At 70.9% G+C, this 24,833-nt stretch carries 23 protein-coding genes and 1 pseudogene; 7 read left to right on the forward strand and 17 right to left on the reverse strand.

Annotation, left to right across the window (positions count from 1 at the left end):
• Window positions 1-105: 105 nt before the first annotated feature.
• Together rpsO and G6N25_RS01525 are read right to left on the reverse strand one after the other, a co-directional pair.
• Window positions 106-375, reverse strand: coding sequence for a 30S ribosomal protein S15 (rpsO, locus tag G6N25_RS01520; RefSeq protein ID WP_083072742.1), 270 nt, complete (start codon window positions 373-375; stop codon window positions 106-108).
• Between the two features lie 85 nt (window positions 376-460).
• Window positions 461-1,444 carry a bifunctional riboflavin kinase/FAD synthetase gene (locus G6N25_RS01525; protein ID WP_083072743.1) on the reverse strand — a complete coding sequence of 328 codons (984 nt, stop codon included), beginning with the start codon at window positions 1,442-1,444 and terminating at the stop codon, window positions 461-463.
• Window positions 1,445-1,530: 86 nt separating this feature from the next.
• On the opposite strand from G6N25_RS01525, the gene mntR reads away from it, so the two are divergent.
• Window positions 1,531-2,235, forward strand: coding sequence for a manganese-binding transcriptional regulator MntR (mntR, locus tag G6N25_RS01530; RefSeq protein WP_083072744.1), 705 nt, complete (start codon window positions 1,531-1,533; stop codon window positions 2,233-2,235).
• Between the two features lie 123 nt (window positions 2,236-2,358).
• Here mntR and G6N25_RS01535 read toward each other — a convergent pair whose 3' ends face one another.
• The 5 genes from G6N25_RS01535 to G6N25_RS01555 form a co-directional block, all read right to left on the reverse strand.
• Window positions 2,359-3,597 (reverse strand): acyl-CoA dehydrogenase family protein, encoded by a 1,239-nt coding sequence (locus G6N25_RS01535; protein WP_083072745.1) that lies wholly within the window; start codon window positions 3,595-3,597, stop codon window positions 2,359-2,361.
• A gap of 7 nt (window positions 3,598-3,604) precedes the next feature.
• Window positions 3,605-4,795 (reverse strand): lipid-transfer protein, encoded by a 1,191-nt coding sequence (locus G6N25_RS01540; RefSeq protein ID WP_083072746.1) that lies wholly within the window; start codon window positions 4,793-4,795, stop codon window positions 3,605-3,607.
• Between the two features lie 214 nt (window positions 4,796-5,009).
• The gene (gene truB / locus G6N25_RS01545; protein ID WP_083072747.1) at window positions 5,010-5,885 is read right to left on the reverse strand and encodes a tRNA pseudouridine(55) synthase TruB; all 876 of its coding nucleotides are present in this window, start codon (window positions 5,883-5,885) and stop codon (window positions 5,010-5,012) included.
• On the reverse strand, window positions 5,882-6,568 hold the full coding sequence (gene pptT, locus G6N25_RS01550; protein ID WP_083072748.1) for a 4'-phosphopantetheinyl transferase PptT: 687 nt from the start codon (window positions 6,566-6,568) through the stop codon (window positions 5,882-5,884). Before pptT ends, truB begins: the two co-directional genes overlap by 4 nt.
• Window positions 6,565-7,530 (reverse strand): metallophosphoesterase family protein, encoded by a 966-nt coding sequence (locus tag G6N25_RS01555; protein ID WP_083072749.1) that lies wholly within the window; start codon window positions 7,528-7,530, stop codon window positions 6,565-6,567. The genes pptT and G6N25_RS01555 overlap by 4 nt, the downstream gene beginning before the upstream one ends.
• Window positions 7,531-7,704: 174 nt before the next feature.
• Between G6N25_RS01555 and G6N25_RS01560 the strand changes: the two genes are divergently transcribed.
• Together G6N25_RS01560 and G6N25_RS01565 are read left to right on the forward strand one after the other, a co-directional pair.
• Complete coding sequence (locus G6N25_RS01560; protein ID WP_179961640.1) at window positions 7,705-8,286, forward strand: DUF3558 domain-containing protein; 582 nt, start codon at window positions 7,705-7,707, stop codon at window positions 8,284-8,286.
• 21 nt (window positions 8,287-8,307) lie between these two features.
• Window positions 8,308-9,996: a CocE/NonD family hydrolase gene (locus tag G6N25_RS01565; RefSeq protein WP_083072750.1), complete on the forward strand. Its 1,689-nt coding sequence runs from the start codon at window positions 8,308-8,310 to the stop codon at window positions 9,994-9,996.
• On the opposite strand, the gene G6N25_RS01570 is transcribed toward G6N25_RS01565, so the two are convergent.
• Window positions 9,955-10,515, reverse strand: coding sequence for a DUF1802 family protein (locus G6N25_RS01570; RefSeq protein WP_083072751.1), 561 nt, complete (start codon window positions 10,513-10,515; stop codon window positions 9,955-9,957). The genes G6N25_RS01565 and G6N25_RS01570 overlap by 42 nt on opposite strands.
• Window positions 10,516-10,718: 203 nt before the next feature.
• Between G6N25_RS01570 and G6N25_RS01575 the strand changes: the two genes are divergently transcribed.
• On the forward strand, window positions 10,719-11,315 hold the full coding sequence (locus G6N25_RS01575; protein ID WP_372506690.1) for a hypothetical protein: 597 nt from the start codon (window positions 10,719-10,721) through the stop codon (window positions 11,313-11,315).
• Here the strand turns inward: G6N25_RS01575 and G6N25_RS01580 are convergent.
• The 6 genes from G6N25_RS01580 to rimP all read right to left on the reverse strand — a co-directional run bounded on the left by G6N25_RS01580 (window position 11,312) and on the right by rimP (window position 17,658).
• Window positions 11,312-12,319: a DHH family phosphoesterase gene (locus tag G6N25_RS01580; RefSeq protein WP_142272496.1), complete on the reverse strand. Its 1,008-nt coding sequence runs from the start codon at window positions 12,317-12,319 to the stop codon at window positions 11,312-11,314. The genes G6N25_RS01575 and G6N25_RS01580 overlap by 4 nt on opposite strands.
• Window positions 12,294-12,776, reverse strand: a complete 483-nt coding sequence (gene rbfA / locus G6N25_RS01585) for a 30S ribosome-binding factor RbfA (protein WP_083072753.1) — start codon at window positions 12,774-12,776, stop codon at window positions 12,294-12,296. The genes G6N25_RS01580 and rbfA overlap by 26 nt, the downstream gene beginning before the upstream one ends.
• Window positions 12,776-15,535, reverse strand: coding sequence for a translation initiation factor IF-2 (gene infB / locus G6N25_RS01590; RefSeq protein WP_083072754.1), 2,760 nt, complete (start codon window positions 15,533-15,535; stop codon window positions 12,776-12,778). The genes rbfA and infB overlap by 1 nt, the downstream gene beginning before the upstream one ends.
• Window positions 15,536-15,602: 67 nt before the next feature.
• The gene (locus tag G6N25_RS01595) at window positions 15,603-15,986 is read right to left on the reverse strand and encodes a YlxR family protein (protein WP_179961641.1); all 384 of its coding nucleotides are present in this window, start codon (window positions 15,984-15,986) and stop codon (window positions 15,603-15,605) included.
• Between the two features lie 62 nt (window positions 15,987-16,048).
• Window positions 16,049-17,128 carry a transcription termination factor NusA gene (nusA, locus tag G6N25_RS01600; RefSeq protein WP_083072756.1) on the reverse strand — a complete coding sequence of 360 codons (1,080 nt, stop codon included), beginning with the start codon at window positions 17,126-17,128 and terminating at the stop codon, window positions 16,049-16,051.
• On the reverse strand, window positions 17,125-17,658 hold the full coding sequence (rimP, locus tag G6N25_RS01605) for a ribosome maturation factor RimP (RefSeq protein ID WP_083072757.1): 534 nt from the start codon (window positions 17,656-17,658) through the stop codon (window positions 17,125-17,127). Before rimP ends, nusA begins: the two co-directional genes overlap by 4 nt.
• A 209-nt stretch (window positions 17,659-17,867) precedes the next feature.
• Between rimP and G6N25_RS01610 the strand changes: the two genes are divergently transcribed.
• Together G6N25_RS01610 and G6N25_RS01615 are read left to right on the forward strand one after the other, a co-directional pair.
• Complete coding sequence (locus tag G6N25_RS01610) at window positions 17,868-18,395, forward strand: hypothetical protein (protein WP_083072758.1); 528 nt, start codon at window positions 17,868-17,870, stop codon at window positions 18,393-18,395.
• Entirely contained in the window at window positions 18,392-18,838 is a 447-nt protein-coding gene (locus G6N25_RS01615; RefSeq protein WP_083072759.1) for a ferritin-like domain-containing protein, read from the forward strand. The genes G6N25_RS01610 and G6N25_RS01615 overlap by 4 nt, the downstream gene beginning before the upstream one ends.
• A gap of 4 nt (window positions 18,839-18,842) precedes the next feature.
• Here the strand turns inward: G6N25_RS01615 and G6N25_RS01620 are convergent, their stop codons facing one another.
• A complete protein-coding gene (locus G6N25_RS01620; RefSeq protein ID WP_083072760.1) occupies window positions 18,843-20,600 on the reverse strand; it encodes a proline--tRNA ligase in 1,758 nt (585 codons plus the stop codon).
• Window positions 20,601-20,750: 150 nt separating this feature from the next.
• On the opposite strand from G6N25_RS01620, the gene G6N25_RS01625 reads away from it, so the two are divergent.
• Complete coding sequence (locus G6N25_RS01625) at window positions 20,751-21,977, forward strand: sterol desaturase family protein (protein ID WP_083072761.1); 1,227 nt, start codon at window positions 20,751-20,753, stop codon at window positions 21,975-21,977.
• Between the two features lie 6 nt (window positions 21,978-21,983).
• Here G6N25_RS01625 and G6N25_RS01630 read toward each other — a convergent pair whose 3' ends face one another.
• Together G6N25_RS01630 and cobA are read right to left on the reverse strand one after the other, a co-directional pair.
• Window positions 21,984-23,576 carry an MFS transporter gene (locus G6N25_RS01630; protein WP_083072762.1) on the reverse strand — a complete coding sequence of 531 codons (1,593 nt, stop codon included), beginning with the start codon at window positions 23,574-23,576 and terminating at the stop codon, window positions 21,984-21,986.
• A gap of 22 nt (window positions 23,577-23,598) precedes the next feature.
• Window positions 23,599-24,833, reverse strand: a pseudogene (cobA, locus tag G6N25_RS01635) (uroporphyrinogen-III C-methyltransferase).

Genomic DNA, 24,833 nt, shown 5'->3' on the forward strand with positions numbered 1-24,833 from the left:
GATCTGCGCGGACCGCACCGTCTGCTCGGGCCTAACCGGCCCAGAACGCCCCCACTCTACACGGGCGAACTTCGCCCGCTCTGGGGGCTCGAGACTCGCCGGGCGTCAGCGACGCAGGCCTAGCCGCTCGACCAGCGAGCGGTACCGCTCCACGTCGATCTGGGACACGTATTTGAGCAGCCGGCGCCGCCGCCCCACCAGCAGCAGCAATCCCCGCCGCGAGTGGTGGTCGTGCTTGTGCACCTTGAGGTGCTCGGTCAGGTCGGCGATCCGCTTGGTCAGCAGCGCGACCTGCGCCTCCGGGGAACCGGTGTCGGTCTCGTGCAGGCCGTAGGAGCCCAGGATTTCCTTTTTCTGCTCGGCTGTCAGCGCCACGAAGCATCTCCATCAATCGGTCCGCGATGTCAATTCAGAGCGCGGCCACCGCGAACCGCAGCACGCGCCGATGTCGCCCGGGAGTCTAGCAGCCGGGCAGCAGGGCGCGCGCCCGCTCGGTGTCCCCGCCCATCGCGGCGACGAGATCTTTCACCGAGTCGAACTTGCGCTGGCCGCGGATGCGGGCGACGAAGTCCAGGGCGACGTGCTGGCCGTACAGGTCGGCGGCGGTGTCGAGGACGAAAGCCTCGACGGTGCGGGTGCGCCCGGAAAAGGTCGGGTTGGTGCCGACGGACACGGCGGCCTGGTAGCGCTCGCCCGGGACCATCGCCCCGGGGGCCCCCGCCCCCTGACCGTGCCCGAGCACGGTGAACCAGGCGGCGTACACGCCGTCGGCCGGGATGGCCGAATACATCGGCGGCGCGACGTTCGCGGTGGGAAAGCCCAGCTCGGCGCCCCGCCCGTGGCCCCGGACCACGACGCCCTCGACGCGGTGCGGGCGGCCGAGCGCCTCCGTGGCCGCCACCATGTCGCCGGCGTCCACGCAGGACCGGATGTAGGTGGAGGAGAACGTCACGGTCTCATTGCTGTGGTGTTCGGACAGCAGCGACATCGCCTCGACCGCGAACCCGAACCGCTCGCCGGCGCGGCGCAGGGTGTCGACGTTGCCGGCCGCCTTCTTGCCGAAGGTGAAGTTCTCCCCCACCACCACCTCCACCACGTGCAGGTTTTCCACCAGCAGCTCGTGGACATAGCGGTCGGGGGTGAGCTTCATGAAATCGCTGGTGAACGGCATCACCAGGAAGACGTCGATGCCCAGCTCTTCGACGAGTTCGGCGCGCCGGGTCAGCGTCGTCAGCTGCGCCGGGTGGCTGCCGGGATAGACCACTTCCATCGGGTGCGGGTCGAACGTCATCAGCACGGCCGGCACGTTGCGCGCCCGCCCGGCTTTCACCGCGTGCGCGATCAGTTCGGCGTGGCCGCGATGCACGCCGTCGAACACCCCGATGGTGAGCACGCATCTGCCCCAGTCCGTGGGGATCTCCTCCTGGCCACGCCACCGCTGCACGACCGCAAGCCTACGGCGCCGACACGGTCGATGGCGTGGCGGCATCGCGCCTGCGCCGGGCGCACCGAGAACCTAAACTTCTGCTTGTGAGGGCTGACGACGAGCCTGGCGGTATCACCGCGGTCGGTCAGGACTACCTGAAGGTCATCTGGAATGCCCAGGAGTGGTCCCCGGACGGGGGGCCCGCGAAGGTGAGCACCAAGATGCTGGCCTCGAAGATCGGGGTGTCGGCCAGCACGGCGTCGGAGTCGATCCGCAAGCTGGCCGAGCAGGGCCTGGTCGATCACGAGAAGTATGGCGCGGTGACCCTGACCGCGGCCGGGCGGCGCGCGGCGCTCGAGGTGGTGCGCCGGCACCGGCTGCTGGAGACGTTTTTGGTTGAGGAGCTCGGCTACGGCTGGGACGAGGTTCACGACGAGGCCGAGGTGCTCGAGCACGCGGTGTCGGATCGGCTGGTGGCCCGCATCGACGCGAAGCTGGGGTTCCCGCGGCGCGACCCGCACGGCGACCCGATCCCGGCCTCCGACGGGCAGGTGCCCACGCCGCCGGCCCGCCAGCTGTGGGCGTGCGGCGACGGGGAAACCGGGACGGTGGCCCGCATCTCCGACGCCGATCCGGAGATGCTGCGCTATTTCACCGACGTCGGGATCAACCTCGATTCGCGGCTGCGGGTGCTGACCCGCCGGGAGTTCGCCGGCATGATCTCGGTGGCGATCGAGTCCGCCGACGGCGCCGAGAGCACCGTCGACCTGGGTAGTCCCGCGGCGCGGGCGATCTGGGTGGTGGCGTAGCTTTCGTTCGCCGCTTTCCTTCGCCGCTTTCTTTCGCCGCTTTCCTTCGCCGAGCGTGACGTCAGGGCGAGATTTCGCGCGATTTTTCGCCCTGAGAGCACGCTCGGCGCCGCCGCTTGGTGTCTAGCCCAGCAGGCCCTTGGCGATGTGGGTGACCTGAACCTCGTTGCTGCCGGCGTAGATCATCAGCGACTTGGCGTCGCGGGCCAGCTGCTCCACCCGGTACTCGGCCATGTAGCCGTTGCCGCCGAACAGCTGCACGGCCTCCATCGCCACCTCGGTGGCCGCCTCCGAGGAGTACAGCTTGATCGCCGAGGCCTCGGCCAGCGTCAGCGGTTTACCGGCCCGCTGACGTTCGATGGTCGCAAACACCATGTTCTGCACGTTCATTCGCGCGATTTCCATCTTGGCCAGCTTGAGCTGGATCAGCTGGAACTGCCCGATGTTGCGGCCCCACAGCGTGCGGGTCTTCGCGTAATCCACGCACAGCCGGTGGCATTCGTTGATGATGCCCAGCGCCATCATCGCGATCCCGATCCGCTCGGCCGCGAAATTGGCCCGGGCGCTGTCGCGGCCGTCGCCGTCGGCGTGCCGTTCGTTCTCGCCGAGCAGCCGGTCGGGGGTCAGCCGCACGTTGTCGAAGAACAGTTCGCCCGTCGGCGAGGACATCATGCCCATCTTCTTGAACGGCTTGCCCTGCGTCAGGCCCGGCATGCCGGCGTCCAGCACGAAGACCAGCACCGGGCGGTTGCGGGGGTCCGAAGCGGGGTCCCCGTCGTCGGCGAGTTTGGCGTAGACCACCAGCACGTCGGCGTCGGGCCCGTTGGTGATGAACGTCTTCTGCCCGTTGAGGATGTAGTCCGCACCGTCGCGCTTGACGTGGGTCTTCATGCCGCCGAACGCGTCCGAGCCCGAGTCCGGTTCGGTGATGGCCCACGCCGCAATCTTTTTCAGCGTCATCAGCTCGGGCAGCCAGCGCTCCTTCTGGGCCAGCGTGCCGCGGCTCGCGATGGTCGCCGCGCCCAGGCCGAGGCTGACCGACGCGGTGCTCAGCAACCCGATGCTGACGGCGGCGATTTCGGACACCAGCACCGCGACCATCGACGCCTGGGCGCCCATGCCTCCGAAATCGCCTGTTTCTCCTTGCTTTTCGTTCTGCCCACTTCGTTCGCGGTCGAGCATCTTTGCGACCGACTCGGCGGCCAGCGCGTCGAGACCGAACTGGGCGAACAGCTTGCGGACGATCGGATAGGGCGACAGCGCACCGGTTTCCAGTTCGTCCAGGTGCGGACGGATCTCCTTGTCGACGAACTGGCGAACCGCGTCCCGAACCATCAGGTCGGTGTCGGACCATTCGAACATGGCGCCCTTAGCGCTCGGCCCGCTGGTACGCGGTCACGACGGCGGCGCCGCCCAGCCCGATGTTGTGCTGCAGCGCGGCGGTGACGCCCGCGACCTGGCGCTTGTCGGCGGTCCCCCGCAGCTGCCAGGTCAGTTCGGCGCACTGCGCCAGCCCGGTCGCGCCCAACGGGTGGCCCTTGGAGATCAGGCCGCCGGACGGGTTGACGACCCAGCGCCCGCCGTAGGTGGTGTCGCCGTTGTCGATCAGCTTGGGGGCCTCGCCTGGGCCGCACAGGCCGAGGGCCTCGTAGAGCAGCAGCTCGTTGGCCGAGAAGCAGTCGTGCAGCTCGATCACCTGGAAGTCCTCGGGACCCAGCCCGGACTGGTCGTAGACCCGTTGCGCCGCTTGGACATTCATGTCGTGGCCGATGAGGCTCTTGGCGCTGCCGTCGAACGTCGACGCGAAATCGGTCGTCATGGCCTGGCCGACGATCTCCACCGCCTGACCGGCCAGCCCGTGGCGGTCGACGAAGCCCTCCGAGGCCACGATCGCCGCGCCCGACCCGTCCGACGTCGGCGAACACTGCAGCTTGGTCAGCGGGTCGGAGATCATCTTCGCCGCCAGGATGTCGTCGAGGGTGTAGGGCTCCTGGAACTGCGCGTAGGGGTTGTTGACGGAGTGCTTGTGATTCTTGTAGCCGATCTTGGCGAAATGCTCTGCGGTGCTGCCGTATTGCCTCATGTGCTCGCGGCCGGCGGCGCCGAACATCCACGGCGCGACGGGCATCGCGAACTCGTCGATCTCGGCCATCGCCTTGACGTGCTTGCCCATCGGCGATTCGCGGTCCTGGAAGCCGCCGCCCAGCGAGCCGGGCTGCATCTTCTCGAAGCCGAGCGCGAGGGCGCAGTCGACGATCCCGCCGCGGACGGCCTGGGCCGCCAGGAACAGCGCCGTCGAGCCGGTGGAGCAGTTGTTGTTGACGTTGACGATCGGGATCCCGGTCATGCCCAGCTCGTAGAGCGCGCGCTGCCCGGACGTGGAATCGCCGGCGACATATCCGACGTAGCCCTGCTGCACCTCGCGGTAGTCGATGCCGGCGTCGGCCAGCGCGTTGGTGCCCGACTCCCTGGCCATGTCCGGGTAGTCCCAGCCCTCGCGGCGGCCGGGCTTCTCGAACTTCGTCATGCCGACGCCGACGACGTAAACCTTGTTGGACATCTTTGGCCCCTTCCGAACGGCTTGGAGGAGCGGCCCGCTGGCGATTGCCCAGGCCGCAATTAGACCCGGCCCCCAGTGTGCAACTTGGCCGTGTGGGACCGTCGGCCGGGGCCCCTTGCATAGCCTTTGCATAGCCGCCGAGCCTGTAATTTTGCAGGTCTCGACTCGGACTTTGTCTGCAGATTTACAGGCTCGGCGAAGGGCGCGCGGCCCGCTACAGCGTCGCCGGGCGGATCACCACCACCGGCTTGGTCAGCGAACCCTCGTCGCGCAGCAGCGCGATCACCCGGCCGTCGGCGTCGGCGGCCGCGTAGACGCCGTCGATGCCCGCCGCGGAAAGGGACCGGCCGTGGCTGGTCGCCTGCGCCTCGTCGGCGGTCAGGTCGCGGCGGGGGAACATCAGCAGGCACGCCTCGTCCAGGGTCCAGGTCAGCCGGGGCTCCGCGGCCAGGTCGTCGAGCGAGCGCGCCCGGTCCAGCCCGAAGCGGCCGACGCGGGTGCGCCGCAACGACGTCAGGTGCCCGCCCACCCCGAGCGCGGCGCCGAGATCGCGGGCCAGCGCGCGGATGTAGGTCCCCGACGAGCAGTCGACCTCGACGTCGACGTCCACGAGCCGGTCGTGGGCGCGGACATCCAGCACGTCGAAGCGGTCGATGCGCACCGGCCGGGCCGCCAGCTCGACGGCGTGGCCCTCGCGGACCAACCGATACGCGCGGCGGCCGCCCACCTTGATCGCGCTGACCGCCGACGGCACCTGCTCGATGTCGCCGCGCAGCCCGTCCACCGCGGCGGCGATCGCCTCGCCCGTCACACCCGACGCCGAAACAGATTGCAGCAGTTCACCTTCGGCGTCGTCGGTGGACGTGGTCTGGCCCAGGCGGACGGTCGCGGCGTACGACTTCGAGGCCCCGCTCAGCAGGCCGAGGATCTTGGTGGCACGGTTGACGCCGATCACCAGCACGCCGGTGGCCATCGGGTCCAGCGTGCCGGCGTGGCCGACCCGGCGGGTGGAAAAGACGCGGCGGCAGCGCGCCACGACGTCGTGACTGGTCATTCCGGCCGGCTTGTCGACGACCACCAAACCGCTCATAGCACGATCGCGGTCAGCACCAGCCTACGGTCGACCGACCACCGTCCCCGCAGCGCGGTCAGCGGCGGGCCCGACAGCGCCTCGCCGTCGATCAGGATCTTGGAGACGAACGCCCCGGCGGTGCCCGCGCCGGACGGATCGACGTCGAACACGACGTGGGCGTCCTCGAAACCCAGCCACCGCCTGGTCAGCGGGAACCAGGCCTTGTACGTTGCCTCCTTGGCGCAGAACAGGATTCGGTCCCAATGCAGGCCCGCGGGCAGGGCGGTGATCTCGTGGCGTTCCTCGTCGAGGGCGATCGCGCCCAGCACGCCGTTCGGCAGCACGTCGTGCGGCTCGGCGTCGATGCCCACCGAGCGCACGGGGCCGGCGCGTCCCACCACCGCGCCGCGGTAGCCGGTGCAGTGCGTGAGGCTGCCCACCACGCCGTCGGGCCAGCGCGGCTCGCCCTTGTCGCCCTTGAGGATCGGCACCGGCGGCACGCCGAGCTCGCCCAGCGCGACCCGGGCGCAGTGCCGGACGGTGACGAACTCGTTGCGCCGCTTGGCCACCGACTTGGCGATCAGCGGCTCCTCGTCGGGCAGCGGACTCAGGCCCGGCGGGTCGGAATACACCTCCGCATACGCCAGGTCCCCGGACACCGTGTCGGGCAGTACCGACGACACCAGCGGCCGTCCGGTCATCGCGACTGCCGCTGCCGCAATCGCTCCCGGAACTGCTCGGACTGCCGGCGCATCTCGGGGGTGATCACGAAGTGCCCGCCGAAGTCGTTGAGGTAGCCGGGCGCGTACTGCGGGTCCGGCAGCACCTGGCGCAGCCAGCTGTACGGCTTGCGGCGCCGCCACTCCCGCGGGTAGCCCACCGACACCTCCTCGAAGCGCACCCCGTCGTACCAGGTGGTGCGCGGGATGTGCAGGTGGCCGTACACCGAGCAGACGGCGTTGTAGCGGGTGTGCCAGTCGGCGGTACGAGTGGTCCCGCACCACAGCGAGAACTCCGGGTAGAACAGCGCGTCGCACGGCTCGCGCACCAGCGGGAAGTGGTTCACCAGGACCGTCGGCGTCATCCAGTCGAGCTGTTCGAGGCGGGCGCGGGTGGCGGCCAGCCGCTCGCGGCACCACTCGTCGCGGGTGGGGTACGGCTCGGGCGAGAGCAGAAACTCGTCGGTGGCCACCACGCTGCGCTGCCGCGCGATGGCCAGGCCCTCGGCTTTGCTCGTCGCCCCCTCGGGCAAGAAGGTGTAGTCGTAGAGCAGGAACATCGGCACGATCGTGGCCGGGCCGCCGCGCTCGGTCCACACCGGGAACGGATGCTCGGGCGTGACCACGCCCAGCTCGTCGCACAGGGCGACCAGGTAGTCGTAGCGCGCCCGGCCGAAGACCTGCGCGGGGTCGCGGTTGGTGGTCCACAGCTCGTGGTTGCCCGGCACCCAGATGACCTTGGCGAACCGGCGTCGCAGCAGGTCAAGCGTCCAGCGGATCTCGTCGGTGCGTTCGGCGACGTCGCCGGCGACGATCAGCCAGTCGTCCGGCGACGACGGGTGCAGCGATTCGGCGACCGGCTTGTTGCCCAGGTGACCGGTGTGCAGGTCGGAGACCGCCCACAGCGTCGGCTTTCCGCCGTTGGCCGAGCCCTGGGTTGTCACGAGTAACCAGCCTAGTGACTCGCGTTCGGGTGGGCCGTTTCGCGGCCTCCGCGCGGCCCGCCGGCGGCGCGTGCTGCCGGCCGAATTAGAACAAGTTCAGGTTTCACTGTGACTGCGAGCACGCGACTTGTACACTGCCCGGCAAGGGACCGCCGAAGCACAAGGGGTGTCGCGTTGATCAAGGTGCGTCTGATCGGAGCGCTGGGTGCGCTGATCACAGCGATCGTCGGGGGCACGGTGGGTTGGCAGGGCGTCGCGCCGGGCCCCGGCGGGGGTGGGCCCGTGGAGCTGCGGTCGACGGCCGCGCCGATGGAAACCACGATGAAGAGCCCCATCGTCGCGACGACCGACCCGCGCCCCTTCGACGCGTGCGAGGACATCCCGTTCGACGCCGTGCAGCGCCTGGGGCTGGCGTTCACGCCCCCCGAACACGAGGACGGGCTCCGCTGCCACTTCGACGCGGGCAACTATCAGATGGCGGTGGAACCCATCATCTGGCGCACCTACGCGGAAACCCTGCCCGCGGACGCCGTCGAGACCACGATCCAGGGCCACCGCGCCGCGCAGTACTGGGTTCTGAAGCCGACCTATCACAACAGCTACTGGTATTTCTCCTGCATGGTTGCGTTCAAGACCAGCTACGGCGTGATCCAGCAGTCCCTGTTCTTCTCGACCGTCTACTCCAACCCCGAGGTCGACTGCATGTCGACCAATCTGCAGCGGGCCAACGACCTCGCGCCCTACTACAAGTTCTAGGGGCCACGCGGGCGTCCTAGCCTGGGGATCGTGAGGAAAGCGGGCGCCAACGGCCTCGGACGGCTGTTGGGCCTGCCGCCGGCGACCACCGATTACGCCGTGGACCGCGTCGGCGTGCCGATGCGCGACGGGGTCCGGCTGGTCGCCGACCACTACGCGCCGATCACCCCCAACCCGGTCGGCACCGTGCTGGTCCGCGGGCCCTATGGGCGCGGGTTTCCGTTCTCGCTGGCGTTCGCCAGGCTGTACGCGGCGCGCGGCTACCACGTCGTGCTGCAGAGCGTGCGCGGAACGTTCGGGTCGGGCGGGGCGTTCGAGCCGATGGTCAACGAGGCCGCCGACGGCGCCGACACGGTCGCCTGGCTGCGTGAGCAACCCTGGTTCACGGGCCGGTTCGCCACCATCGGGCTGTCGTACCTGGGATTCACCCAGTGGGCGATGTTGCGGGATCCGCCTCCGGAGCTGGCCGCGGCCGTCGTCACCGTGGGCCCGCACGATTTCAACGCCTCCGTGTGGGGCACCGGCTCGTTCGCCGCCAACGACTTCCTGGGTTGGAGCGACCTGGTTTCCCACCAGGAGGACCCGGTGCGCGTCCGGGTGGCGCTGCGCCAGTTGAGCGCCCCACGGAAGGTTGCCCGCGCCGTCGGCCAGGCGCCGATGGGCGCTGCCGCGCGGACGCTGCTCGGCGCGGGCGCGCCGTGGTTCGAATCCTGGGTCGAGCACACCGACGCCGACGATCCGTTCTGGGATGCGCTGCGGTTCACCGAGGCGCTGGACCGGGTGCGGGTGCCCGTGCTGCTCATCGGGGGCTGGCAGGACATCTTCCTGCGGCAGACGCTGCAGCAGTACGCGCACCTGCGCGGCCGGGGCCCAGACGCCGCGGACGTCGCGCTCACCATCGGGCCCTGGACGCACACCCAGATGCTGACCAAGGGGCTGGCCACCGGCGCCCGGGAAACGCTGGACTGGCTCGACACCCACCTGGGCGGCGCCGCCCCCCGCCGGCCGAGCCGGGTCCGCGTCTACGTCACCGGCGTGGACAACGGTCAAGCCTGGCGCGACCTGCCCGACTGGCCGCCCGCCACCGCCGAACGCGCGCTGTACCTGTGGCCCGGCGGCCACCTGGGCGAGACCGCGCCGACGGACCTGGCGGGCCTGGCGCCGGCGACCTTTCGCTATGACCCCGCCGACCCGACGCCCACCACCGGCGGCCCCCTGCTGTCCTCCAACGGCGGCTACCGCGACGACGGCCGGCTCGCCGTGCGCGACGACGTGCTCGCCTTCACCAGCCTCACCCTCACCCGCGATGTGTACGTCTACGGAAATCCGGTCGTCGAGCTGGCGCACAGCTCGGACAATCCGCACGTCGACCTGTTCGTCCGGGTGAGCGAGGTCAGCGCCAAGGGCCGGTCCCGGAATGTCAGCGACGGCTACCGGAGGCTGGGCGCCGCCCGGAAAGCGACCGGGACCGTCAGCGTCGAGCTCGATGGCATCGCCCACCGCTTCCGTGCGGGCTCACGCATCCGCGTCCTGATCGCCGGCGGCTGGTTTCCCCGCTACGCGCGCAACCTCGGCACCGGCGAACCGGTGTTGACGGGCCGGCAGTCCAGGCCGGCCACCCACGCCGTGCGCTACGGGCGATCCCGGCTGCTGCTTCCCGTCGGCCCGTCAGCCGACCGCGTCGCGGACCCGGGCGGCGACCTCGTTTAACGCGGCGGCCTCGCATACCGGCGCGGCCAACCGCGGCCGCACGGGCAGCCGCACCCAGCTCCTGCAGCCCGCATACTCCGGGACGCGGGCCAGCGGCACCGGCTCGACCAGCGGGATCACCGACACCACCAGCGCCGCCAGCCTGTGCTTGGGCCGGAAGTCGAGCCGGTCGGCGCGCACCGACTCGGCGGTCCAGATGTGCAGATCCTCGATCGCCGGCAGGTTCTCCGGCCGGTTAACCTGCACCGCGGCAACAACTTTCGCCGCGGCCCGCACCACCAGCCGATCGTCGGTGCTGTCGGCGGCCCCGGCTTGCAGCAGGTCGCGATGCTCGGGCCGCACGCGCGGCGCGTGGCTGTGCGCGACCGTCGGGAACAGCAGAAACTCCCGGGCCGCGACCTCGAACCGCTTCTCCCCGATGCCGCCCTTGCGCAGCAGCACGCGCTGCCGGCCGTCCAGCAGCGCGTGCACGACCGCGCCCCATTCCTTGAGCGCGGGCACGGTCGCGGTCGGCGTCATTTCGCTCCGGCCAGCCGGGCCACCACCTCGGGCCGACGCAGCGGCGGGACGGTGATGTTCCGGCACATGCCTCAACGATAAGCGCGGCGAGTGGGTGACCGAGGCGGTGGCGCAGCGCGGGCGGGCCCGGGTGCGTTAGGGCGGCGCGGCGATAGCCAATACGATCCCAACAACGAGACATAAACTCGCCGCAGGAGGAATCGATGCGCGTCGGCCGCCTCACCACGGGGGCCGTCGCCATGCGGACCCTCGGCGGCCTGGCCTTGGCGGCGGCATTAGCGGTCGCGGCGGTCGCGCCGCGGGCGGCCGCGCAGCCGCCACCGGGATTTCCCAATCTCGACGGTTTCACCGCCGTCCCCGCCGACGGCTACCTCACGACCCCCCGCCCGGGCGCCTCGCCCCGGATCAGCTTCTCCGCCGCGCCCACCCTGGTGTGCGACTTCTACGGCGGGACCGCGCCCCCGGCGCAACCGTCGCAGGACATCAAGTGCAGCGGGGACATTCCCGGGATGGACGACGTCCCGTTTCCCGGCGGGGGCCATCCCAAACCGGGCGATTGCGTCGTGGGCGCGGTCAATTTCAGGGGGCCCGGCTACGAATTGAGCCGGATGTCCTACGGGGGGTGCGACGGCAACGCGCCGACGCTGACGTCAACCGGCAAACCGTTGGGCGCGGGCCAGAAGCTGTCGTACCTCAACGTGACCTGCGCCGTGGGCGCCGACAGCCTCGTCGCCTGCCTGGACACCACCAGCGGCAGCCACGGGTTCGTCCTGCAGCGCTCGGGAAGCTCGGCGTTCTAGCCGAGCGCCGCGCGCAGCGACGCCACGGCGTCGTCGATCGAGCCGGCGGTCGAGTAGCCGGCGGCCAGCCGGTGCCCGCCGCCGCCGAACCCGGACGCGATCGTCGCCAGGTCAATGTCGGCCTTGGCCCGCATCGACACCGACCACTGCCGCGGGTCGACCTCCTTGAAGACCGCCGCCACCTCGGCCTGCTGGGTGGTGCGCACGATGTCGACGATGCTCTCGACTTCCTCCGGGCGGGAACTGACCCAGTCCTGGTTCCCGACGACCGCGTAGACCAGCCCGCGGCCGCCGGCCGCGTCGGGCAGCAGGCGCGCCGAGCCCAGCACGCGCGACAACAGCGGCAGCCACGCGAACGGGTGGGTGTCCATCAGGGTCCGGCTGACGGCGGCGTTGTCCACGCCGACGTCGACCAGCCGGGCGGCCAGCCGCAGGGCGCGGGCGCTGGCCCAGCGGAACGACCCGGTGTCGGTGGTCAGCCCGGCGTAGATGCAGTGCGCGACGTCGCGGTCGATCGGCTTGCCCCACGCGTCGAGGATGTCGGCGACCATCATCGTGGTGGAATCCGCCGACACGTCGACGAAGTTGGCGGTGCCGAACAGGTCGTTGGAGGCGTGGTGGTCGATGACCAGCAGCCGCCGGTCCTCGACCAGGTCGCCCAGGGCCCCGAGCCGTTTGAAACTCGGAACGTCAACGGTCACAACCAGATCGACGTCGCGGCGCATCGCGTCCGGGCCGACCAGCAGGTGACGGCCGGGCAGCGACGCCAGCGACTCGGGCAGGGTCGCCGGCGCGGCGAAACTGACCTCGACGCGCTTGCCGCAGCCGTCCAGCACCAGGGCCAGGGCCAGCCCGGCGCCGATGGTGTCGGCGTCGGGGTGCACGTGGGCGATCACCCCGATCGTCGCGGCGCCCGACAGCAGTTCGACGGCGCCGAGTGCGTCCACGCGTGTGCCCACCCGCGAGGGGCCGGCCAGTTCAGTGTTCGGGTCGGTCGTCGTCACCGGTGCTCCCGTCGAACGCGTCCCCGCCCCCCCTGACACGATACGGATCGGCCTCCCCGGCCGGCCTGGCGCCCGAGCGAACCCGCGCCAGGTCGGCGTCGGCGGCGCGGGCGCGGGCGAGCAGCTCGTCCATCCGCTGCACGTTGTCGGACGTGGTGTCCCGGGTGAACGTCAGCGTGGGAGTGAAGCGGACGCCGGTGCCGGCCCCGACCTTGGTGCGCAGCGTGCCCTTGGCCCGCTCCAGCGCCGCCGCGGCGGCGGCGTAATCGGGCTCGGCGTCCAGCGTGGGCCCCATCACCGTGTAGAACACGGTCGCGTCGTGCAGGTCGGCGGTCACCTTCGCGTCGACGATGGTCACCCCGTCCAGCCCGGGATCCTTGATCTCGAATTCGATCGCCGAGGCGACGATCGTGAAGATCCGCTTCGCCAGCCGGCGCGCCCGGGCGGGGTCAGGCATCAGACGCGCTCTTTCTGCACCAGCTCGTAGGACTCGATGACGTCACCTTCCTTGATGTCGGAGTAGCCCAGCGTCATGCCGCACTCGAAGCCCTCGCGGACCTCGGTCACGTCGTCCTTCTCCCGTCGCAGCGACGCGATGGTGATGTTCTCGGCGACCACGATGTTGTCGCGCAGCAACCGGGCCTTGGCATTGCGCCGCATGATGCCCCCGGTCACCAGGCAACCCGCGATCAGGCCGACCTTCGAGGACCGGAACAGCGCCCGGATCTCGGCGCGGCCCAGCTGATTCTCCTCGTAGATCGGCTTGAGCATGCCGCGCAGGGCCTTCTCGATCTCGTCGATCGCCTGGTAGATCACCGAGTAGTAGCGGATCTCCACACCCTCGCGGTTGGCCAGCTCCGTCGCCTTGCCCTCGGCCCGCACGTTGAAGCCGATGATGATCGCGTCCGAGGCCGACGCCAGGTTGACGTTGGTCTCGGTGATACCGCCAACGCCACGGTCGATGACGCGCAGCGCCACCTCGTCGTCGATCTCGATGCCCATCAGGGCCTCTTCCAGGGCCTCGACGGTACCGGCGTTGTCTCCCTTGAGGATCAGGTTCAGCTGGCTGGTTTCCTTCAGCGCCGAGTCCAGGTCCTCCAGGCTGATCCGCTTGCGGGAACGCGCCGCCAGGGCGTTGCGCTTGCGCGCGCTGCGCCGGTCGGCGATCTGGCGGGCGATGCGGTCCTCGTCGACGACGAGGAAGTTGTCACCGGCGCCGGGCACCGACGTGAAGCCGATGACCTGCACCGGACGCGACGGCAGCGCCGCCTCGATATCCTCGCCGTGCTCGTCGACCATCCGTCGCACCCGGCCGTAGGCGTCGCCGGCGACCACCGAGTCGCCGACGTGCAGCGTGCCGCGCTGGATCAGCACGGTGGCCACCGGGCCGCGGCCGCGGTCCAGGTGCGCCTCGATCGCCACGCCCTGGGCCTCCATGTCTGGGTTGGCCCGCAGGTCCAGGGCCGCGTCGGCGGTCAGCACGACCGCCTCGAGCAGCGCCTCGATGTTGGTGCCCTGCTTGGCGGAGATGTCGACGAACATCGTGTCGCCGCCGAAATCCTCTGCCACCAAACCGAATTCGGTGAGCTGCCCGCGGATCTTGGCCGGGTCGGCGCCCTCCTTGTCGATCTTGTTCACCGCCACCACGATCGGCACGTCGGCCGCCTGCGCGTGGTTGATGGCCTCCACCGTCTGCGGCATCACGCCGTCGTCGGCGGCGACCACCAGGACGGCGATGTCGGTGGCCTTGGCACCGCGGGCCCGCATGGCGGTGAACGCCTCGTGGCCCGGGGTGTCGATGAAGGTGATCAGCCGCTCGTCGCCGTCCAGGTCGACCCCGACCTGGTAGGCGCCGATGTGCTGGGTGATGCCGCCGGCCTCTTCCTCGCGGACGTTGGCCTTGCGGATGGTGTCCAGCAGCCGGGTCTTGCCGTGGTCGACGTGGCCCATCACGGTCACGACCGGTGGGCGGGTCTGCAGGTCTTCCTCGCCGCCCTCGTCCTCGCCGTAGGTGAGGTCGAACGACTCCAGCAGCTCGCGGTCCTCGTCCTCCGGGCTGACGACCTGGACGACGTAGTTCATCTCGCCGCCCAGCAGCTCGAGCGTCTCGTCGCCGACCGACTGGGTGGCCGTCACCATCTCGCCGAGGTTGAACAGCGCCTGCACCAGCGCGGCCGGGTTGGCGTTGATCTTGTCGGCGAAGTCGGACAGGGAGGCGCCGCGGGCCAGCCGGATCGTCTCGCCGTTGCCGTGCGGCAGCCGCACCCCACCGACGACCGGGGCCTGCATGTTCTCGTACTCGGCGCGTTTCGCCCGCTTGGACTTGCGGCCGCGCCGGGGCGCGCCGCCGGGACGGCCGAACGCGCCGGCGGCCCCACCGCGCTGACCGGGGCGGCCACCACCGCCACCGGGGCCACCACCGCCGCCGGGGCGGCCTCGAAAACCTCCCGAACCGCCGGCACCGGCTCCGGGTGCCGCGCCGACGCCACCGCCGCCGCGGTAGTTACCGCCGCCGCCGTCGCGACCACCGCCGGGCCCGCCAGGACGGCCGCCGCCGGGACGGCCTCCGCCGGGTCGCGGCGCGCCGGTGCGGGCGGGTCCACCGGCGCCGCCGGGGCGGGGCGGCATGCTGCCGGGCGACGCGCCGGGGCGCGGCGCTCCGGGCCGGGGCGCGCCGGGGCGCGGCGCCATCGGGCGCGGGATGGGCCGGTCGACGGGTTGCGCCGACGAGAACGGGTTGTTGCCGACGCGCGGGGTGCGGACGCCCGGCTTCGGCATCGGGCCGGGACGCGGGCCCGGCGTCATGCCGGGGGTCGGCGCTCCCGGCTGCCGGGGCTGCGGGTGGTCGGGAGGCGCCGACGGGCGCCCGGGTGCCGGCGGGGCGGGCGCCTCCACGGTCGTGGAGCCCGCCGCGGGCGGGGCCGGCGCGGCGGTCGCCTCGCCGTTGCCGGCGGCCTTGCTGATCGCCTTGTCGAGGGCCTTGTCGAGCGATTTGTCGGGCCCCTTGGCGGGCGCCTTTGCGGCGGCCTTTGCCGGGGCCTCGGCGGCCGGCTTGCCGCCCCCGAAGGACTCACGCAGCCGGCGGGCGACCGGCGCCTCCACCGTCGAGGACGCGGATTTGACGAATTCGCCCTGTTCGTTCAGCCGGGCGAGGACTTCCTTGCTGGTGACACCGAGTTCCTTTGCCAACTCGTGTACGCGGGCCTTACCTGCCACTACATCTCCTGTCTATGAGGCGACAGTCGTGGGCCGGCCGCGCCTCGGGTTTAGCTATGACACATGGTCATCGGGACTTCACGGTGTGCTCATGTTCTTTGCTACCTGTTCTGTTGCCGGGGCGATCGGGCGCACTGAGAAACTCAATGTGCTCGACCACCGCGGAGGTGTCCAGTGGACCGGCGATGCGCAACGCTTTGGTGAAAGCCCGCCGCCGAATCGCCTCTCGGGCGCACTGCGGCGAGGGATGCAGCCACGCACCCCGCCCCGGCAGGCTACTCCCCGTGTCAACGGTCGCGGCGCACTCGCCGTTCCCGGTTGCCACAGCCACCACTCGAAGCAGTTCGACGGCCAGCTCTCGCTTTCGGCACCCCACGCACGTCCGCACCGGTCCACCGGTGTGTCTGTGCGCCCTGCTGGTTCGGGGAACCGGAAGTTCGCGCTGGATCACGGCTCAGTCTAGCGTCACTTCACCGGAGGTCAGAACCGCCCAAGGATGCGCCGCGACGTCCGCTAACGCTCGTGCGCCATCCCGTGCGTGGCACCGTGTTCGGGCCGGCCCTCGGAATGGGCCTGGGAATGGGCCTGGGAATGGGCCTCCGAGCCGCCCGGCGAATCCCCGTGAATGTCGATGCGCCACCCGGTGAGCCGGGCGGCCAGCCGGGCGTTCTGGCCCTCCTTGCCGATGGCCAGCGATAGCTGGAAGTCGGGCACCACCACGCGGGCGGCCCGGGCGGTCTCGTCGATGATCGACACGGAGACCACCTTCGCGGGCGACAGGGCGTTGGCGACGAAGCGGGCCGGGTCCTCGTCGTAGTCGATGATGTCGATCTTCTCGCCGGAGAGCTCGCTCATCACGTTGCGGACCCGCTGCCCCATCGGGCCGATGCAGGCGCCCTTGGCGTTGAGGCCGGGAACGTTGGACCGCACCGCGATCTTGGAGCGGTGGCCGGCCTCGCGGGCCACCGCGACGATCTCGACCGATCCGTCGGCGATTTCGGGGACCTCCAGCGAGAACAGCTTGCGGACCAGGTTGGGGTGGGTGCGGGACAGGGTGATCACCGGCTCGCGGGACCCGCGGGTGACGCCGACGACGTAGCACCGGACGCGGTTGCCGTGCTCGTAGTTCTCACCGGGAACCTGCTCGGCCGCGGGGATGACGCCCTCGGAGGCCTTGGTCTCGGTGCCCATCCGGACGACGACCAGGCCGCGGGCGTTGGCCCGGCTGTCGCGCTGAATCACCCCGGCGACGATCTCCCCCTCGCGGGTGGAGAACTCGCCGTAGGTGCGCTCGTTTTCGGCGTCCCGGAATCGCTGCAGCATCACCTGGCGGGCGGTGGTGGCGGCGATGCGGCCGAAACCCTCGGGGGTGTCGTCCCATTCGCTGATGACGTTGCCGTCCTCGTCGACCTCGCTGGCGATCACGCGGACGACGCCGGTCTTGCGGTCGATCTCGATGCGCGCGTCCGTCTGATGGCCCTGGGTGTGCCGGTAGGCGGTGAGCAGCGCCGATTTGATCGTCTCCAGCAGTTCATTGACGGAGATGCCCCGATCGACCTCGATCGCGTGCAGCGCGGCCATGTCGATGTTCATGCTCCGGCCTCCGTCCTGTCGGCGCTGTCGGCGGTCGCCAGATCCAGCTCGGCCTGGGTTGGCGGCGAAAACTCAACCTGGACAACCGCTTTCGCGATTTCGCCGAGCGGGATCTCGCGCACCGCCCAGCCCCGGCCGTCGCGGACCACCAGCGCGACCGCGTGATCGCGCGTCTCGCCGACGCGGCCGGTCAGCCGCGACCCGTCCGACAGCGCGATCTCGACCTTGCGACCGCGGGCGCGGCGGAAGTGTTTCTCGCCGGTCAGCGGGCGGTCCACGCCGGGCGAGCTGATCTCGAGCACGTAGCTGTCGTGAACGCCGTCCAGGCCGTCCAGTAGAGCCGATGCCGAGCGCGACAGGTCCGCGATCGTGTCGAGGTCCAGGGGGTTGTCGCCGTCGGCGATCACCGTGATCCGCGGCGGGCTCGTCCGGGTGTCGAGGACCACGTCGTCGATTTCGTAGCCGGCACGCGCGAATTCGCCACCGAGTAGCTCGATCACCTGCGTCTGCGACGGTAGCCCGGTGGTCACGGCGAGCTCCTCATCTTGAGTTGTCCGGTCATCTGGCGGATGTCGCCGCCCGCGTGGCCTGCGGGGCGGCTTCCGGGTCCCGGCGGAACGCAGCCGCTGCCGTTCCGCGAGAGTCAGCTATCAACGATACGCCAGGACCGGCGGGGCACGGCGTGACGGCCGGGTGGCCACGGCCCCGGGGCCCGGCCCGCTGATGGCAGGATGTTGCTGTGCCCAGCGCAGGACCCGTCACCAACAGGCGGGGCGTACTCGCCGGCGGCGCGGCCCTCGCCGCGCTCGGGCTGGTGACGGCCGCCTGCGGCGAATCCCCGCCCAAGCCGCCGCCCGTCGAGGACCTGTTGGGGCCGTTGGACCAGGCCCGCAAGGACAGCGCGCTCGCGGGCGCCGCCGCCGCGGCCGTCGGTAACCCGCCCCAGATCGCGGCGGCGCTGACGGTGGTCGCCACCCAGCGCGCCGCGCACGCCCGCGCACTGTCCACCGAGATCTCCCGGGCGGCCGGCAAGCTCGCCACCTCGGCGAGCGAGACGACCAGTCCCAGCCCGGCCGAACCGGCGGGCCCGCCACCCCCGCCGCCGCCGGTCTCCGACGTCATCGATTCGCTGAAGGCATCGGCCGAGAGCGCCGGCCGCCTGGTGGCCACCTCGTCGGGCTATCGGGCGGGGCTGCTCGCCTCCATCGCCGCCTCCTGCACCGCGTCGTCCACAGTGGCGCTGGTGCCCGGGGGTCCCTCGATATGAGCTCCGGCAAGGACGCCGACAACGCGGCCCTGTGCGACGCGCTGGCCATCGAGCACTCGACCATCTACGGCTACGGCATCGTGTCCGCGCTGTCGCCCCCCAGCGTCAACGACCTGGTGGTGGAGGCCCTGGGCCAGCACCGCCAGCGCCGCGACGACGTCATCGCGATGCTGGCCGCCCGCAAGGTCAACGCGCCGGTCGCCGCCGCCGGCTACCAGCTGCCCATGCTGATCGGCAGCGCGGCGGACGCGGCGCGCCTGGCGGCGCGGATGGAGAACGACGGCGCGACGGCGTGGCGCGCCGTGATCGAGCACGCCGAGACGGCGGACGACCGGGCGTTCGCCTCGACGGCTCTGACGCAGAGCGCGGTCATGGCCGCCAGGTGGAACCGGGTGCTGGGCGCCTGGCCGATCACGACGAGCTTCCCGGGCGGCAACGAGTAGCCCGCTAACCGGTCAGCACCGCCGCGATGTCGGCGGACAGCGAGGCCCCGGCGGTCAGCTGGCGGGTTTCCCCGCCGTAGCGGTCGCGCAGCTCGACCACGCCGTCCGCCCAGCCGCGCCCCACCACGACGATCCACGGCACGCCCAGCAGCTCGGCGTCCTTGAACTTCACCCCGGGCGAGGCCGACCGGTCGTCGAGCAGCACCTCGACGCCCAGCCGGTCCAGCTCGCCGGCCAGCGCGACGGCCCCGGCGCGGGCCTCGGCGTCCTTGTTGGCGATCACCAGGTGGACGTCGAACGGCGCGACCGCCGGCGGCCAGCGCAGGCCCAGCTCGTCGTGGTGCTGTTCGGCGATGACGGCCACCATCCGCGACACCCCCAGGCCGTAGGAGCCCATGGTCAGCCGCACCGGCTTGCCGTCCTCGCCGAGCACGTCGACGGCGAAGGCGTCGGTGTATTTGCGGCCCAGCTGGAAGATGTGCCCGATCTCGATGCCGCGCGCCGACACTAATGGACCAGCACGGTCCGGCGACAAATCGCCGTCGCGTACCTCGGCCGCCTCGATGGTGCCGTCGGCGGTGAAGTCCCGGCCGGCCACCAGCCCGACGACGTGCCGGCCGGGCTCATCCGCCCCGGTGATCCAGCTGGTGCCGTCCACCACCCGCGGGTCGACCAGATAGCGAACGCCGTTGTCGCGCAACGCCTTCGGCCCGATGTAGCCCTTCACCAGGAACGGATGCCCGGCGAAGTCGGCGTCGTCGAGGAAGGCGTACTCGGACGGCTCCAGCGCCGCGCCCAGCCGCTTGTCGTCGACCTCGCGGTCCCCCGGCAGCCCGATGGCCAGCAGCTCCCAGTCCCCGTCGGGCTGGCGGACCTTGAGCAGGACGTTCTTCAGGGTGTCGGCGGCGGTGACGGCGCGGCCAAGACCGGCCCCGCCGGCGGCGTTGGCCCAGTCCACCAGGGTGGCGATCGTCGGGGTGTCGCCGGTGTCGTGGACCTTCGCCTCGGGCAGCCCATCGGTCGGCCGGGCCTCGGGGCGCGCGGTGACGACCGCCTCGACGTTGGCGGCGTACCCGGACTCGAGGCAGCGCACGAAGGTGTCCTCGCCGACCGGGCTCTCGGCCAAAAACTCCTCGGAGGCACTGCCGCCCATCGCCCCCGACACCGCGGACACGATGACGTAGCGCACCCGCAGCCGGGAGAAGATGCGCTGATAGGCCTCGCGGTGGGCGTGATAGGCGGCCTTGAGCCCGGCGTCGTCGACGTCGAAGGAGTAGGAGTCCTTCATCAGGAACTCCCGCACGCGCAGGATGCCGGCCCGCGGCCGGGCCTCGTCGCGGTACTTGTTCTGGATCTGGAACAGCAGCAGCGGGAAGTCCTTGTAGGAGCTGTATTCTCCCTTGACGGCGAGGGCGAAGAGCTCCTCGTGGGTGGGGCCCAGCAGGTAGTCGTTGCCGCGGCGGTCCTGCAGCCGAAACACGCTCTCGCCGTATTCGGTCCACCGGTTCGTCGTCTCGTACGGGGCGCGCGGCAGCAGGGCGGGGAACAGGATCTCCTGCCCGCCGATGGCGTTCATCTCCTCGCGGACGACGCGTTCGATCTTGCGCAGCACCCGCAGCCCCAGCGGCAGCCAGCTGTACAGCCCGGGCGCGACGGGCCGGATGTAGCCGGCGCGGATCAGAAGCCGGTGGCTGGGCACTTCGGCGTCGGCGGGATCGTCGCGCAGGGTGCGCAAAAACAGCTCGGACATCCGGGTGATCACAGCGGGCAAGCCTAGCGGTTCTGCTCGCCGATCGAGCCTGCGCCTAGGGCGCGCAAATTTGCGAAAACCCGCTCTGGGCGCAGACTCGATGCCGCCACCGCAGGCTCGCACCTCAGGCGTTCCTCAGCTAGGCGCGCTACGTTAACGCGCATGGGTGATCGGCGTCGGCCCGTCGTCGTGATTTTGACCGTTCTGTATTCGATCGAAGTGATCGGGATCCTTTGGGCCGCAGTGGTTGTCGCGAACCTAGGGGCGGGACTGCCCGCGTTGTCGTTGGTCGCGGCCGCGGCTTTGGTGGGCTGGCATGCGGTAGCTCTGCTCCGTCTGCACGCTCGCAGGTTGAGCGTGCAGGGGTTGGCCATCCAGTCGGTCGTGCTGATCGCCGCCATAGCGTTGGCCACTCAGCGGCCGTGGGCCGGCGCGGCGGGGATCGTCGTGGCCGCCGGCGTGCTGGCGGGGTGGGGCCGGCTGGCCGCGCCGGACCGGTCGGCCGAACCGGCGGCCGCGTCGCCCGTCACGCCGTTGCCGGAGGGGCGCCGCCCGTCCGGCGTCGTCGTGGTGCTGCTCACCGCGGCGCTGGTGCTGGGCGCGCTCAGCGTGCGCGGCGGAATCGTCGTCGGCCTGGTGGTTTTGGCGATCATCTTCGTACCGCTGGAGCAGCTGTTCGCGCTGCGCCCGCGCCGGATACTGCGGGCGGGATGGCGCACCGACGTGGTCCATTACCTGATCAACGGGGCCGCGCTCAAGGTCGGCGTCGTCGCCGCGGTGGCGGTGGTCGGCACCGTCCTGCGCGCCTTCGTCCCCGCACCGTGTCGCGCCGCGATCGCCGCGAGCCCGGGCTGGGCGCAGATCGTCGCCGCGCTGGCGATCGCCACCGTCGGCGGGTACGCGGGACACCGTGCCGCGCACGAGGTTCCGCTGTTGTGGCGGTTCCACCGCGTCCACCACAGCGTCCGGGAGCTGGACTGGCTGGCCGCGAACCACCTGCATCCGCTCGATCAGATCTTCATCCGCTCCGCCGCGGTGCTGCCGCTGTACGCGCTCGGCTTCGGCCGGGTCAGCTTGGGCGCCTTCGTCGTCCTGACCACGCTGCAGGCGATTTTCATCCACGCCAACGTGCGGCTCATGTTCGGGCCGCTGAGATGGGTGATCGCCACCCCGCAGTTCCACCACTGGCATCACGCCCGCGAACCGCGGGCCTACAACTCCAACTACGCCGGGGAGTTCCCGGCCGTGGATGCGCTGTTCGGCACCCTGTACCTGCCCGCCGACCGGTGGCCCGCGCAGTACGGCGTCGACGACGGCGAACCCGCCGGGTACCTGCGGCAGCTCGTGTGGCCGCTGCGGTCGCGCGCGGCTCAGGCCGGGCGGGCCTGACGGCGGCTACAGCTCGCCGGAGTCGATCGCGTCCTTGACCTCTTGCGCGTGGGCGACCTGCGCGGGGGTGTAGCCGATGAACAGCGCCGCACCGCCGACCAGGACGGCCGCGCCGGCCACCCAGAGCAGGCCGTAGGTGTAGCCGTGGTCGAGCGCATGCAGCTGCAGGTCGTTCATGAACTTCACCGGGCCGGTGGTGCCGCCCAGGTACAGCGTGCGCGAGGTGATCACGGCCTGGATGACGGCCAGCACCAGCGGCCCGCCGAGGCTCTGCGCCATCAGCGCGATGGCCGACACCGGGCCGATCTGGTCGAAGCCGACGCCGGCGATCGCCGACAGCGTCAGCGGGACGACGACCATGCCGATACCGACGCTGCCGACCACGATGAGCACCGCCAGGCCGGGGAAATACGGGATGCCGCGGTGCACGAACGCCGAGCCGTACAACATCGCCCCCAGCAGCAGGATCCCGCCGCCGATGGTCAACACCCGCGGCGAGAACCGCGACACCAGCTGCGAGGACACGCCCAGGCCGATCCCCATCGCGATGACGAACGGGATGAAGCTGACGCCCGCGCGCAGCGCGCTGTAGCCCAGGATGTCCTGCACGTACAGGCCCATGCACACCGTCAGGCTGAACATGACGCCGCCGGCCAAGAAGATCGCGGCGAACGTCACCAGCCGGTTGCGGTCGCGGAACAGGTCGAACGGCACGACGGGGTTTTCGGCGGTGCGCTCCACGATGGCGAAAGCAATGGTGGCCGCCAGCGCCACGCCGGCCGAGCCGAGGGTGGTGACCGAGATCCAGCCCTTCTCCGGGCCCATCGAGAAGGCGAAGACCGCCGCGGTGCACGCCAGCGTGGCCAGCATGGCCCCGGTGGCGTCGAGCTTCATCCGCTCCCTGTTGGTCTCCCGCAGCGCGGTGCGGGCCAGGTAGATCATCACCAGCCCGATCGGCACGTTCACCAGGAACGCCAGCCGCCAGGACACCTCGGTGAGCGCCCCGCCGACCACCAGGCCCACCACCGAGCCGACGGCGGTCATCGCGGCGAACACCGCCGTCGCGGCGTTGCGCGCCGGGCCCTTCGGGAAGGTGGTCGCCACCAGCGCCAGGCCCGTCGGCGACGCGATGGCCGATCCGATGCCCTGCAAGAGCCGGGCGATGACCATCGTCACCTCGTCCCAGGCGACCGCGCACAGCACCGAGGAGATGGTGAACAGCGCGACGCCGACGATGAAGGTGCGCTTGCGCCCGATGGTGTCGCCGAGCCGCCCGCCGAGCAGCATCAGGCCGCCGAAGGTGAGCACGTACGCGGTGATGACCCAGCTGCGGCCGGCGTCCGACAGGCTCAGCTCGTTCTGGATCTTGGGGAGCGCGACGATGGCGACGGTGCTGTCCATGGTCGCCAGCAGTTGCATCCCGCCGATGGCGACCACGGCCGCGATGAAGCGCTGGGACGGCAGCCAGGTGGGGTAGTACTTGCTGATGCGTGATGAGGCGGTCTCCGCCGGGCGCGCCTGGCGCATCGGGGCCGGACGATCGGGGCGCGCGGAGGTCCAGTTGTGGACCGCGCGCTCTGTGTCGTTGAGAGCCGTCATAACGGGTTACCTTACAGTAATCTTAAGAATTGTTTAAACGCCGAACGCCACTTGGGCCCTTTCGAGGCCCGCGACGGCGCCGATGACGATGATCGCGGGTGGTCGGATCCCCTCGCCGCGGATCTTCTCCGGCGTGTCGGCGAGGGTGGCCCGCACCGTCTGCTGGGCCGCCGTCGTTCCGTGCTGGACCACCAACACCGGCGTATCCGCAGGTCGGCCGCCTCTCAGCAGCACCTCGACGAAAAGCTCGATGCGTTCGACGGCCATCAGCAAGACGATGGTGCCGGTCATCGCGGCCAATGCGTCCCAATTCACTAACGATTCGGGGTGGCCGGGCGCGACGTGGCCGCTGACCACCACGAATTCGTGATTGATCGCCCGATGCGTGACCGGGACGCCGGCCAGGGCCGGCACGCCTATGGCGCTCGTCACACCGGGCACCACGGTCACCGGGATTCCGGCCTCGGCGCATGCCAACACCTCCTCGTAGCCGCGCGCGAAGACGAAGGGGTCCCCGCCCTTGAGGCGGACCACGAAGCGCCCGGCCCGGGCCCGCTCGATCATGGCGTCGTTGATCGCGTCCTGGGCCATGGCCCGCCCGTACGGGATCTTCGCGGCGTCAATGACTTCCACGTGCGGTGGCAGCTCGGCGAGCAGTTCGGGCGGCGCGAGCCGGTCGGCGACGACGACGTCGGCCTGGGCGAGCAGGCGGCGCCCGCGCACGGTGATCAGTTCGGGGTCGCCGGGGCCGCCGCCGACCAGCGCCACCCCGCCCTTGACGACGTCGTCGCTCTCGCTGCCCCCGGTGATGACGCCCGTCTGCAGCGCCTCGCGGATGGCCGAGCGGATCGCCGCCGACCGGCGGTGCTCGCCGCCAGCCAGCACCCCCACCGACAGCCCGGCGTAGCTGAAGGTCGCCGGGGTGACCGCGGTCCCCTCGACGGCGATGTCGGCGCGGACGCAAAAGATGCGGCGGCGTTCGGCCTCGGCGACCACGGCCGCGTTCACCCGCGCGTCGTCGGTGGCGGCGATGGCGTACCAGGCGCCCTCGAGGTCACCGTCGCGGTATTCGCGCACCGACAGGATGATTCCGCTCATCGCCTCGACGGCACGGGTGGCGGTGCGCGAGATGACGTGCACCTCGGCGCCGCTGGCGATCAGCAGGGGCAGCCGGCGCTGGGCGACGGTCCCCCCGCCGACGACGATGACCTTCTTGCCGGCCAGCCGCAGTCCGGCGAGGTAGGCGCTCTCGGTCAC

Origin of the sequence: Mycobacterium heidelbergense, from assembly GCF_010730745.1 — a bacterium.
Taxonomy (GTDB): Bacteria; Actinomycetota; Actinomycetes; order Mycobacteriales; family Mycobacteriaceae; genus Mycobacterium; species Mycobacterium heidelbergense.

What these genes read in the sequence shown, in the direction of transcription:
- G6N25_RS01535 (WP_083072745.1), bottom strand. Translation starts at nt 3,597, where the DNA reads ATGTTCGAATGGTCCGACACCGACCTGATGGTTCGGGACGCGGTTCGC.
- G6N25_RS01540 (WP_083072746.1), bottom strand. Translation starts at nt 4,795, where the DNA reads ATGTCCAACAAGGTTTACGTCGTCGGCGTCGGCATGACGAAGTTCGAG.
- truB (WP_083072747.1), bottom strand. Translation starts at nt 5,885, where the DNA reads ATGAGCGGTTTGGTGGTCGTCGACAAGCCGGCCGGAATGACCAGTCAC.
- pptT (WP_083072748.1), bottom strand. Translation starts at nt 6,568, where the DNA reads ATGACCGGACGGCCGCTGGTGTCGTCGGTACTGCCCGACACGGTGTCC.
- G6N25_RS01570 (WP_083072751.1), bottom strand. Translation starts at nt 10,515, where the DNA reads ATGACGCCGACCGCGACCGTGCCCGCGCTCAAGGAATGGGGCGCGGTC.
- G6N25_RS01575 (WP_372506690.1), top strand. Translation starts at nt 10,719, where the DNA reads ATGCGCGTCGGCCGCCTCACCACGGGGGCCGTCGCCATGCGGACCCTC.
- rbfA (WP_083072753.1), bottom strand. Translation starts at nt 12,776, where the DNA reads ATGCCTGACCCCGCCCGGGCGCGCCGGCTGGCGAAGCGGATCTTCACG.
- nusA (WP_083072756.1), bottom strand. Translation starts at nt 17,128, where the DNA reads ATGAACATCGACATGGCCGCGCTGCACGCGATCGAGGTCGATCGGGGC.
- G6N25_RS01615 (WP_083072759.1), top strand. Translation starts at nt 18,392, where the DNA reads ATGAGCTCCGGCAAGGACGCCGACAACGCGGCCCTGTGCGACGCGCTG.
- G6N25_RS01625 (WP_083072761.1), top strand. Translation starts at nt 20,751, where the DNA reads ATGGGTGATCGGCGTCGGCCCGTCGTCGTGATTTTGACCGTTCTGTAT.
- G6N25_RS01630 (WP_083072762.1), bottom strand. Translation starts at nt 23,576, where the DNA reads ATGACGGCTCTCAACGACACAGAGCGCGCGGTCCACAACTGGACCTCC.